This window comes from Chryseobacterium tongliaonense, from assembly GCF_041224435.1.
GTDB classification, from domain to species: domain Bacteria; phylum Bacteroidota; class Bacteroidia; order Flavobacteriales; family Weeksellaceae; genus Chryseobacterium; species Chryseobacterium tongliaoense.
This window is the reverse complement of record NZ_JBGFFD010000001.1, coordinates 636,955-649,997: the sequence shown is the minus strand read 5'-3', so window position 1 is coordinate 649,997 and position 13,043 is coordinate 636,955. Positions and strand designations below refer to the sequence as shown.

Annotated in this window: 7 protein-coding genes; all 7 read right to left on the bottom strand. The window is 35.2% G+C overall.

Annotated features, from left to right (window positions below):
- Positions 1-13 precede the first annotated feature (13 nt).
- Entirely contained in the window at positions 14-1,600 is a 1,587-nt protein-coding gene (bshC, locus tag AB8P06_RS03045) for a bacillithiol biosynthesis cysteine-adding enzyme BshC (RefSeq protein WP_369837698.1), read from the bottom strand.
- Between the two features lie 15 nt (positions 1,601-1,615).
- On the bottom strand, positions 1,616-3,553 hold the full coding sequence (locus AB8P06_RS03040) for a putative porin (RefSeq protein ID WP_369837695.1): 1,938 nt from the start codon (positions 3,551-3,553) through the stop codon (positions 1,616-1,618).
- A gap of 133 nt (positions 3,554-3,686) precedes the next feature.
- On the bottom strand, positions 3,687-5,087 hold the full coding sequence (locus AB8P06_RS03035) for a RagB/SusD family nutrient uptake outer membrane protein (protein WP_369837692.1): 1,401 nt from the start codon (positions 5,085-5,087) through the stop codon (positions 3,687-3,689).
- A gap of 13 nt (positions 5,088-5,100) precedes the next feature.
- A complete protein-coding gene (locus AB8P06_RS03030) occupies positions 5,101-7,938 on the bottom strand; it encodes a SusC/RagA family TonB-linked outer membrane protein (protein ID WP_369837689.1) in 2,838 nt (945 codons plus the stop codon).
- Positions 7,939-8,242: 304 nt separating this feature from the next.
- A complete protein-coding gene (infB, locus tag AB8P06_RS03025; protein WP_369837686.1) occupies positions 8,243-11,209 on the bottom strand; it encodes a translation initiation factor IF-2 in 2,967 nt (988 codons plus the stop codon).
- A gap of 76 nt (positions 11,210-11,285) precedes the next feature.
- On the bottom strand, positions 11,286-12,521 hold the full coding sequence (gene nusA / locus AB8P06_RS03020; protein WP_007847175.1) for a transcription termination factor NusA: 1,236 nt from the start codon (positions 12,519-12,521) through the stop codon (positions 11,286-11,288).
- A 17-nt stretch (positions 12,522-12,538) separates the two neighbouring features.
- Positions 12,539-13,006, bottom strand: a complete 468-nt coding sequence (gene rimP / locus AB8P06_RS03015) for a ribosome assembly cofactor RimP (RefSeq protein ID WP_369837682.1) — start codon at positions 13,004-13,006, stop codon at positions 12,539-12,541.
- Positions 13,007-13,043 lie beyond the last annotated feature (37 nt).

Below are 13,043 nucleotides of genomic sequence, written 5' to 3'. Positions count from 1 at the left end.
TACTTCTTTAAAATTAAATGGCAACAATTATTAATTTGGATTCTTGAACCACCATTTCTTCTAAACAAGTTTCAAGCCACGAATATCCGTAATCTGCAAAAAATACGCTAAAATTATAGACTCTTTCCTGCCAGGTTTTAGAAGGATGTACATCTAAGAAAAGGTTTTCAAGTCTTTCCAATAACTCTTTCTGCTTTATTTTTTCTGCATGCAGAAGACGTTTTTTCATTCTTTTAAATGATTTAAGCTGTCTTATTTCTTCAGCCTTCACCATATTTCCGAATGACTTTTCTGTGGTTTCCGCAGCAGATCTTAACATGGAAAACTGATTGATCAGAAGATTTTCTTTTTCATCAAGCAATTTCAGGATTGCGTGATCTCCTAAAATTTTATTATTTGTAAGGACCGTAAAGTTTTGAAAAAAGTCATCTATTTTCAAATCAAGCTTATCTATTTTTTTCAATGTCTTTTCTTTTAAAAACAGCATTGAATTTCTCGGAATAAGAACCGGAAACGGAATATTGATTTTTGAAAAATAATCTTTCAGCTCCAGCCAGTACATGATTTCTGCATTTCCACCGATGTAAGCCAGATTCGGTAATACTTTTTCCTGATAAACAGGACGCATCAATGCATTCGGGCTAAACTTTTCGGGTGAGTTTTCCAGTTCACTGATTATTTCGCTTTCCGTAAACTGAATATTTTTATCGACGATATTATATTTCTGTCCATCAAAATCAATTCTGTCCCTGGTGTCAGAAAGATAAAACAGATTAATCTCTCTTGGATTTACCTGTACTTTCCCATATTTTTCAGTCAGAAAATTTACTTTTTCTTTTGAGACATTGTGTAAACTGAAATGAAGAAGCTCGTCTTTGAAAATATCTTTGATCTGGGTTTTCAGTTCATTAGAATCACCGTCAAGAATTAATAATCCTAAATCGGAAAAAAGTCTGTTGACTAATGTTTTAATGGACTCTGTCAGAGTATTTCCCGTTTTATATGCTTCTTTCAGCATTAAAATCAACTCTGTCCCGAAAATAGAATCTTTAAATTCTTTCTCAAATTCAGAGATGAAAAAGGTATCATTGATCTTGATTCTTCCAACCGGTCCACCGGATTTCTCATTGATCTCGTAATAATTATTTTCAGTTTTAAAATGGTTGATCTCAGCAAAATCATGATCTTCCGAAGCCATCCAATATACCGGTACAAAATTAAAATCAGGGAAGTTTTCTTTTAAATAGGTACAGGTTTTAATGGTCTGCAAAATTTTATAGACAAAGAAAACAGGTCCTGAAAACAGGTTTAACTGATGCCCCGTAGTAATCGTGAACGTGTTCGGCTGTTTTAAATTTTCTATATTTTCTTTTTGCCTTGTGGACAAAGTAAGGCTTGAAAGCTGTTTTTTTAAAGTATCAGATAAAACGTTTCTTTGTTCTGATGTGAAAGATTGCTGCTTTAAATGAATCTGTTTTCTGAAATGATCCAAAGAAAAAGTATTTTCTTCGAAACCTTCAATTTTATGATTTAAAAAATCTTTTATTAACTGAGGTATACTCTCGATATCGGTAAACGATATTTTATTGATTGTTTTCAACTTTAACTGAGTTTTTTAGTTGAACAAATACCATACAATCCCGATATTCAGTCTAAAGTCGTAAACCGGATAATGTGGGAATGCATAGGCTTTATTATTCGAAATAAGGGTGCCAATCTGCTGTCCTTCGATAAAGAAGAACATTTTCTTTACTTTCATGTTAAAGTAAATATCGGCAATGGGTTGCCCGCCTATTGAAAATGAATTGGAATTTGGTAAAAGATACTCGTTAAGCATCGGCGAATAATCTCTTGAAGCAAACTTCGAGAAATAATATACTTTTATACCTGCCTGAACTTCCGCCGCTTTTTTGAACGCTTTAGCCTGATAAAAGAAATTGGCCCGGCCTATAAATCCAGGCATCGGATATAATTCTTTATTCGTCAAAGCATTCTGGAACTGAACTCTGGTATTTAAATGAAAATTACCATAACTAAAGGTTGCATCTCCTCCGATTTGCGAAATATTCAAAGAGCTTTGGCTCTGTTTCGGCATGGCAAACTGATCAAAATAGGTATAATTATCAATTCTGAAATAGTTGACAAATAATTCTGTTTTAAACCATTTCAAATTAATATTTCCTCCAATTTCAGTGATCGATTGATTTTTAGCATCCTGAAGATAATAATTCAGGTTATTATATATTGAAGTATTTATAAGGTAATTAAAAGAAGGATAAGCACTCTGGAAATTCACTTTAGCATTAACAAAATAATCTTTGATCGGCTCAAATTTTAAATTATTTGTTGTTTTCACATAATTTCCGAACTGGCTTCCATTAGAAAATTCTACAAATGAATTCAGCTGAATTTTTTTTAAAAGCTTGATCTGTAAATTCCCAACTGCTCCCAATCTGTTTTCTTTGATCTCGTTGGGGATGGGTAAACCGGGTAAAGAAATCTCTGTCGAACCGAATTTCAACATCTGGTAACGAACACCCGCATCCAATTTAAACTTTTCATTATCGAAAACCAGACTTACTGTATTGCTGAAATTATTTGAATATTTTTTAGTGGAAAGGGGAAATCCGTCAACAATTTCGGCCGGCGTATTATACCAATAGCTTTCTAAAGCATCCTGTGCGTAGTAATATTTATTTCCCTGGTTAGAAATCGTATGTCTGATCCTGAAAGGAAATTTCTCTGAATTAAAAGGGGTAAACTGGTGGCTTAAATAATATCTTCTATAAGAAAACTGCGAGCTTGAAGATGCCAGATTCACTTCAGCATTGAGCCTGTTTCTGAAATCACTGTTCCCTTCCTGGAAAAGATCATCCTCAACAATTCCGCCATTTTCCTGGTTGTTTACATTCTGATGCAAGTAATGCGCAAATAATTCATAATTTCCGCTTTTGCTTATATAATGCCCTGAAAATAATGTATTGTTATTGGATGCCAATGAATTTCTATACAGACCTTGTGAACGGAGCCCCATATATTCTAATGCAAAATTAAATCTCTTCCCGATATTCTGGGTATAGGTAGATTTCAATGCTGCCCCGTTTTTCATAGAATTATGATAGATAAAGGTAGCTGTAGGGGTTTTCACATCATAGTATTTGACATCATTGATTCCTAAAATCCCATAAGATTTATTGGTTGGTAATAAAGCCAAATTCTGCTCAGCATTTACTTCATAGGAAAGCGGATTAAATCCTGAACCAATATTGGAAAACTGTATTCTCCCAAAATTGTCTTTATTGTTGTATTGTGAAAATATATGTGTTTTATCAGAAGTCATTACCGTATCAAATATTTTCTTTTCAGAAAACTGGGTCTGATACTGATAATCATTGATTGTAGGTTTGAATATTTTTAAGGAGTCTTTTTTCCCGGAGTCTATGACCAGGGTATCTTCATCCTTCTTCGGAAGTTGGTTTGAATCTGTTTTATTTACAACCTGTGCTTGAGCCGTGAGACTGAGGAAGAATATGATAAGAAATATGTATTTCATGCATTTATTTATATTGTTCAAAAATCAAAGCCGTTTTAAAAAGGCTTTGTATTTTGTACAGCAAAAATAAGAAATAAAAGGAAATAAAAAGCCCACATCAATATGTGGGCTTCTATATAAATTAAATTATATATTAATTTGAATAGCCAGGGTTCTGAACAACCGGAGTTCCAGGAACATTTATTTCTGCTCTCGGGATTGGGAATGCAAGTAAATTATTACCCACATTTCTTACCTGTACTGCAGCTCCTGAAGTATTTCTTTGAGTAATCGGCTGACCTCTTCTTAAAAGATCAAACATACCAAATCCTTCTCCTACAAATTCTTTCTTCTTTTCCTGATAAACATCAGCTAAAGTTACAGCCACAGCTGGTGTATAATTAGCAATTCGGTTTGACAAGATTAAGTTATAATATGTAAGTGCTTTTGTTGCATCACCCCCATTTAGTTCTGCTTCAGCTCCGTTTAATAAAGCTTCTTCATATCTAACTAATTTGATGTTATCAAATGTATTGGTATACTTCCCGTTAAGAACTAAACCTGTAGAAATACCAGCCAGTCTAATATCATTTGCAGCATATGTTCCTCTCAAAGCAGATAATACTTTCATATTACCATATCCGTTAGGTGCCGTCAACAATTTATAAGATGTTGAAGTGGTTCCTAAGTCACCTAAAGTTCCTATTGCAAGCTCAAACATAGAGTTTTGGGCTGAAGTACTTTTAAAGCTATTAGCATAATCACCTCTTCCGATTACAGAGTATTTGTTAGCTGCTACAACCTCATCCACTAATTGTCTTACTTTTGCAAAATCTCCTTTGTAAAGATAATATCTTGACATGATAGTTTTTACAGCAATAGTATTCAATACTGTTTTATCTGTATAAACATCTAAAGCAGGGCTCATTAAAGAAATTGCATTATTAAAGTCACTCTCAATCTGAGCTCTTGTTTCTGTAACAGATGCTCTGGCTTGTAATGTTTCCGGACTATATTTTGTAGGAATAACTACTCCTAAAGTTCCGCCAGCATACTCTTGCCCGTAAAGTCTTAATGCATCAAAAAAAGCTAATGCTCTAGCCGCATAGGATTGTCCTCTAAGATATTTTTCTTTTGCTGCTATTGTTGCAGGGTCAGCACTTGCTTTCCAAGTCAAAGGTGCAGGAGGTGTGTTATTGATAACCAAATTGGCTAAAGCAACCGTTCTGTACATTTGAGTATATGGTCCTGATGCATAGGCATCATTGGATAGCATTGAATAGTTACTTACTGTATTGTAATAACCACTTGCGTTATTACTAAACATATTATCACTTCTAATTTCAGTGATCATTGGAAAATCACAACCATAATAAGTTGCATTTCTCATTGCATTGTATTGCCCTCTCACTGTAGATTCCAATTCTTCGATGGAAACAAGTGGACGTTGCTCTATAGACTGATAAAACTCTGTATCTACAAAATCTTTACTACAAGAAGTCATCGCTCCCACAGTTAAGCATACAAACGCATATTTCAATATACTATTTTTCATTTTATTCTTCTTTTTAAAATTGTAGGTTAAATCCTAATGAATATGTTTTTTGTATAGGCAAGTTAAGGTTATTTGAATTGTTCAAGTTGTTTTCAGGGTCAAATCTTAGAGTATCATCATAAAGATGTGTCCAGATATTATTCCCTTGAACATATATTTCAAATCCTGTCATTCCTGTTCCTTTTAACATATCTGCACTAAATTTATATCCAATCTTAACGTTACTTAATCTAAAGTAATCTGTTTTTGATAAATATCTTGTAGATACTCTGTTGGATAAAGTTGCATTGTTATAAATCGGTTTTGGATTAGCTGCGTTTGGATTATTCGGAGTCCAGAAATCCAATTGATCTGTAGAACCTGGATAGTTGTAAGAATACTGACCATCTGATTGAGTATAATTAGCCCAGTCGTTCAATACTTTTCCTCCAAATCCATAAGTAGCTAAAGCTTCTAAGCTAATTCCTTTGTATTGTACTCTTGTATTGATACCTCCATAATATTTAGAGAAGTTATTCCCTTGTACAGCAAGCTGAGCTTCGTTATAATTTGAAGTTGTTTCACCGTCCACACCATTTTTATACCACAATGCATTACCGTTTGAGGCATCTACTCCTGCCCATTTTCTCATATAGTATGTTCCCACAGCTTCTCCTTCTCTTAATATAGTAGAGCCTGAGATGATATCCTGCCCACCATACAATTCAGTAACTTCATTTTTCAATGTACTAAAGTTACCTCCTAATGACCAGTAAAAATTATCATTATTAATGATTTCTCCATTAACAGATAGTTCAAGTCCTTTGTTTACTAAAGATCCTATGTTCTTATCCATAGAAGCAAGCCCTTGTGCCAATGATAACGGTTGAGCAAAAACAAGATCTGTTGTTTTCTTGTTATAATATTCAACAGTGAAGGTCAATCTGTTTTTAAACAAACCAGCATCAATACCAACACTTAGCGGCTTAATTACTTCCCATTTTAAATATGGATTATAAACACCTGCATAAGTAGCTGCAGCAAGATCATTATAATTGGTAGTGAAACCAAGTAATGAATATGGGCTACTTGTAATCTGATTACCTACTTTACCATAAGAACCTCTTAATTTGAACATAGAAATCTGCTCCAATTGTTTTACGAAGTTAATTCTGGCAAGATCAACACCTAAACCGACTGAATAGAAATCACCCCATTTTTGATCCGGTGTAAAATTTGAAAGTGCATCTCTTCTATAAGAAGCATCAACAGTAACTAATCTATCATAGTTATAGTTAATCGCACCTGCATATCCCATTCTTGAGCTCTGGCCTCTTTCTCCGAAGAATGATGCAGGCTTTACGAAGTTTGATAATGTTTCAAGAGTAGGAGAACCTACAGACGTTGCACTTGCACCTACTGCATGGTTTTGTCTCTGATAAGCTTCCTGAATTATACGAACATCAAAATTGTTTTTATCACCAATTTTGAAGTTATAACTTAAGATGTTCTGTAAGTTCCAGTTAAAGAATCTTTCAATTGATTCAGTTTTTCTACCGTTTACCTGATATCCGTCTCCATGACTTGGATTCAAATAAGTAGAGTTTTCAACATTCAGGAATTCACCACCTAGAACAAATCTATAGTTTAAATTCTTTAAAATTTTATAATCTGCATTAACGGTTGCAAAAACTCTTGCAGTTTCTGCTCTGTAATAATTATTTTCAGCTAAATAAGCATTGTTAAACAAGTTATTACTTAATCTTCCATTCGTTCCTAAGTAATAGCTTCCGTCAGCATTATAAGCAGGATCTGTAGGTCTTGCAAATAATTCAGTCAACATTGGGTTAGAGAATGCCCCACCATTATTCAATGTATTAATTCTGCTATAACCTAACTGAATATCAGATCCGAATTTTAATCTATCAGATGCATCATAATTTACTTTACTTGTGAAAGCCATTCTCTTAAAGTCTGACCCTTTTATTTCACTTTCCTGTAAAAAATAGTTTGCTGAATTATAATAAGTTACTTTATCATTACCTCCGCTGATTGATGCGTTAACTGATTGCTGATAAGCTGTTCTGCTTAACGCTTTTCTCCAATCAGTATTATTACTTGTAGTATAAATATTTTTAAGATCAGCACCATAATTACCATTAATTGCATTGGTTATAAACTGTTCAGGAGTAAGAGTTGATTCACCTAGTGCAGCAGGATTATTAGCAAATGTATATGATAATAAATATCTATATTGGTCAGTATTTAAACCTCTTTGTCCCTCAATTGCTCTGGAGTTTGTCCCGTGTTCAAAATTAATATTAATTTTTGGCTTCCCTCTTTTCCCCGATTTTGTTGTAATGATTACAACACCGGCACCAGCATCAGCTCCATAAATTGCTGTTGAAGCAGCGTCTTTAAGAACCGTCATGCTCTCAATATCTTCTGTATTTAGGTTGGCAAGAGCATTGGCAGTAATTGCTCCTCTGGTAGGATCTCCAGATGTTACTCTAATACCATCAACAATGTATATCGGGTTTACTCCCCCATTTACAGATGATATACCTCTTACTCTTACTGTCGCAAATCCTCCTGGTTGCCCAGATGCATTACCTGTCTGAACCCCAGAAACTCTACCTTGAAGCATTTTATCCACAGATGCTACAGGAACATTTTCTAATGCTTCAGCTTTGATATTACCAACTGCTCCTGTTAACTCGTTAACAGTTTTCTTTTGTCCAAAACCTACCATCACAACCTCTTCAATCTGCTGCTCTTTAGTTGCAGTATCTTTCTTGGTTGTTTGGGCAATCACAGCTTGGCCTGTAAAAAACAAAACACCAGCTGTTAATACACGTAATTTCACATTCATATTAACAAATTTTAATATTTAAGAGGGCAAATATGTTAATAAATTTTAACATTAACAACTTTTTAACAACGTGATTACTATTATGTTTATAGTAAATAATGATTAAAATGACTTACAAATGAATAAAATTTAACAATAACCGAATTTTGACCTTTTACAGAAATAGAATATTTACCAATCAAATTATGTTTAACAAAGTTCTACTAATCGTTAAAATATTATTTAGAACCATTATAAATTTATATTTCTTTAACAAAAAAACCACTTTAAAAAAAGTGGTTTTTGATTTACTATAAAAAGTGAATTATTTTAGTTTTTTCTTAACAGCTACTTCTTCGTAAACTTCAAGAATATCACCTACTTCAATATCATTGTACCCTTTCAGGTTCAAGCCGCATTCGTAACCTTTAGTTACTTCCTTCACATCATCTTTGAAACGTTTCAAACTTTCAAGCTCTCCGTCAAACTTCACGATACCATCTCTCAATACTCTTACTTTGGAATTTCTTGTTACTTTTCCTGAAAGAACCATACAGCCGGCAATCGTTCCTACCTTAGAGATTTTGAATATTTCTCTGATTTCTACATTACCAATTACCTGCTCTTTAATTTCAGGGGAAAGCATACCTTCCATTGCTTCTTTTACTTCATCAATAGCAGCATAGATTACAGAGTAGGTTCTGATTTCAATTTCTTCTTTTTCTGCCAATTCTTTAGCATTTGCACCGGCTCTTACGTTAAATCCGATAATAATTGCATCAGAAGCGGTTGCTAAGTTAACATCAGATTCAGTAATCTGACCCACACCTTTATGAAGAATGTTTACATTGATCTCTGCTGTGGATAGTCTTTGTAACTGATCTGATAATGCTTCAACCGAACCATCAACGTCACCTTTTAAGATAATATTAAGCTCTTTGAACTCACCCAACGCAATTCTTCGTCCAAGTTCTTCAAGAGTCGTATGTTTCTTCGTTCTGATAGAAAGTTCTCTCTGAAGCTGTTCTCTCTTATTGGCAATTGTTTTAGCTTCACTTTCATCTTCATACACCTTAAACTTATCACCTGCTGTAGGCGCTCCGTCTAAACCTAAAATGGTTACAGGAATAGATGGACCTGCTTCTGAAAGGTTTCTACCTCTTTCATCAAGCATAGCTTTCACTTTACCGTGGTTTTTACCAGCCACAACATAATCTCCTACTCTTAATGTTCCTGTCTGCACAAGCATCGTGGCAACATATCCTCTTCCTTTATCTAATGAAGCTTCAATAACGACTCCTTGAGCATTTCTATTCGGATTAGCTTTCAGATCAAGCATTTCTGCCTGAAGTAATACTTTTTCCAATAGGATATCCATATTGTTACCGAACTTCGCAGAAATCTCCTGCGCCTGAACGTTTCCACCCCACTCTTCTACAAGGATATTCATCCCTGAAAGCTGCTGACGGATATTATCAGGATTGGCATTTGGACGGTCAACTTTGTTCAAAGCAATAATCATTGGTACCCCTGCAGCCTGTGCGTGGGAAATTGCTTCTCTGGTTTGAGGCATCACATCATCATCCGCTGCAATCACGATAATGGCAATATCGGTAATCTGAGCACCTCTGGCTCTCATCGCTGTAAACGCTTCGTGACCTGGTGTATCCAAGAATGTAATTCTCTGCCCGTTCTCCAATTTCACGTTATATGCACCAATATGCTGGGTAATACCTCCTGATTCACCGGCAATAACATTGGTTTTTCTGATGTAGTCAAGTAATGATGTTTTACCGTGGTCAACGTGTCCCATTACCGTTACAATCGGAGCTCTTGGAGAAAGATCCTCTTCAGTATCCATATCTTCTTCAGATTCTACTTCTTCAAGATCAGCATCTGAGAATTCAATTTTATATCCAAACTCGTCAGCTACCAATAATAGAGTATCTGCTTCAAGTCTTTGGTTCATCGTTACCATTACTCCTAATGAGAAACAAGCAGAAATAACTTCTGTTGGTGAAACATTCATTAAGCTGGCTAATTCGCCTACTGTAATAAATTCAGTAACTTTTAATGTTCTGTCCTGAGCGTCAATTTCCTGCTGACGTTCATCTTGTTCTCTACGGAAGGTTCTTTTATCTTTTCTGTGTTTAGCAGATTTGGATTTTCCTCCTTTATTGGTAAGTTTTTCGAGGGTTTCCTTGATTTGATTTTTAACCTGTTCGTCAGTTAATTCAACCGGCATAACTCTTTGCCCGGGTCTGTTGTTTTGTCCACCTTTCTTGAATCCGCCACCTTGACCAGGAGGACGGTTTCCCTGATTGTTGTTTCCAAAACGGTTTCCACCCTGACCACCTTGGCCCGGAGGACGATTTCCTTGTCCACCCTGCCCTTGAGGACGGTTCCCCTGGTTTCCACCCTGAGGTCTGTTACCGCCACCTTGCTGGTTATTGTTGTTGTTTCCGCCTTGTTGGTTGTTACCTTGGTTTGGCTGATTAGGGCCACCAGGTTTTTCAATTCTTTTTCTTTTCTTTTTAGCCCCTGCATTCGGCTTCGGAGCAAACTGGGTCAAATCAATTTTTTCACCAACAATTTTAGGACCATCAAGTTTCTGATAGACCGTTTCAATTTTTTGTGGTTCCTGAGATTGTGGCTCAGTTTCAGTTTTCTGAGGTTCAGCTTTATCCTCTACAGGTTTAGCTACAGGTTGTTCTACAACCGGTTTTGGAGCTTCTTTCACAGGCTCAACTGGTTTTTCCTCTGCTTTTTTCTCTTCCACTTTTGGTTTATCTTTTTTAGCAGGTCTGTTTCTAGATTCTATTTGAGACAGATCAATTTTATCTAAAACTTTGAATTCCTGCTTTTCAGGTGTTGCTTTCACTTCCTGTTCCTGTGCCACTACTTCTTCTTTCTTTTCTTCTTCAACCGGTTTTGCTGCTACAGGTGCAGCAACAGGAGCTTCTTCAACTTCAGGTTTTTTAGTTTCTAAGTCTATTTTACCTAAAATTTTAGTTTCAGGCTTATTAGCTTTAGCTCTTATTACTTCAGGGGTTTTCTTTTCTTCAATTTCCAGTTTTTCTTCCGGAACTTTTGTGATCACCACCTCATGGGAAGCTTTACGTTGTTCACCATCTTTGGCAAACTCAGCGTCCAATGCAGAATATGCCGCTTCTTCTAATTGAGCGTTAGGATTGCTTTCAACCTCGAAGCCCTTGGATTGTAAAAACTCCACTAGTCGGGACATCGATATGTTGAATTCCTTAACCGCTTTATTTAATCTAATTTTTGGCATCTATATTATTTACTGTTTTTTAATTCTTAAAATTAAAGTATTTCTTTTTACTGTTTATTAAAATTTATTTAAAATCTTAATCTTCAAATTCTTCTCTTAGAATACGTTTAACATCTTCAATCGTTTCCTCTTCAAGATCAACCATATTTAAAAGACTCTCAGTATCTTTATCCAACACCGATTTTGCCGTAGTAAGACCTACTTTCTTAAATTCATCCAAAATCCACTGCTCGATATCGTCATTAAATTCTCTCAATTCAACATCATCATCTTCGCTGGATTCTCTGTACACATCAATTTCATATCCTGTCAACCAAGAAGCCAGTCTTATGTTTTGACCTTGTTTACCGATAACTTTAGAAATCTCTTCAACCGGGGTATAAACCAATGCATAGTTGCTATCCTCATTGATATCAATTTTATTGATGGTAACGTTTCCTAAAGCTCTCTTCACCAAAATCTCAGGGTTTTTAGACCACTGAATAACATCGATGTTTTCATTTCTCAACTCTCTTACAACGCCGTGAATTCTTGATCCTTTCACTCCCACACAGGCTCCTACAGGATCTATTCTGTCATCATAAGCATCTACTGCAATCTTCGCTTTCTCTCCGGGAATTCTCACTACTTTTTTCAGCATAATGGTTCCATCCTGGATTTCAGGAATTTCCAGCTCTAATAACTTCTCTAAGAATTTAGGTGCAGTTCTGGAAATAATAATCTGCGGTTTAGATCCTTTAAAATCTACGGTTTCTACAATCGCTCTGATGTTTTCACCTTTTTTAAAGAAATCGGATTGAATCTGGTTTTCTTTCGGCAAAATAAATTCATTCCCTTCATCATCCAGCAAAATTACATGTTTGTGACGAATATGGTGAATTTCTCCTACAACAATTTCCCCGATTCTGTCTCTGAACTGCTCATACAGCATAGCATTGTTGTGCTCCTGCAATTTTGTAGCCAGAATTTGCTTCAAAGTAAGGATATTTCTTCTTCCCAATTGAGCTACCGGAATTTCCATTGTAAAATCCTCTCCCACTTCAAAAGTCGGGTCTATCTTCTTTGCTTCAGAAATCTCGATTTCCAAATCATCATCTTCCGACATTTCATCTTCTACGATCGTTTTATTCAAAAATATCTGAAAATCTCCTTTATCAGGATTCACAATCACATCAAAATGATCATCTGAATCAAATCTTTTTCTTAAAAGAGTTTTCAGAGAATCTTCAATAATCGCCATAAGATCAATTTTACTGATCCCCTTCTCGTCTTTAAAATCACCAAAGGATTCAATCAACGCTATATTATCCATTTATTCTTTTTTCTTTTTTAAAATTTAATTACTACTAATGCTTTTTTTATCTCTGAGTAAGGAATTTCTTTTTCCTCCTCCACATCTACTTTACCTTTTCCAATATCTTTTGGTTTCCGGTAACGTAAGGTTAGTGTGATTTTTTCTTCATCCACATTAGACAATTCGCCTTCAATTTTGGAAGAATCTTCAAACATCACTTCAATCTCTCTTCCCAGATTTTTTCTAAACTGTCTTGGAGTCGACAAAGGCTCACTCAATCCGGCAGACATCACCTGCAGGCTGAAATCATGTTCTTCACGATCCATGTTAAACTCTATCGCACGGCTCGCATCAAGACAGTCCTGCAAAGTAACTCCATTATCTCCATCTAAAATCACCGTAACGTCATCCCCTGCAGAAATCTTTAAATCGACAAGAAATAAATCTGTTCTGGTTTCAAGGAAGCCATTTAATAATTCTTCAATTTTTTTTCTAAACTCCATATATTTAACTTGGTTTACCTGTACGAAAAAAGGCTTT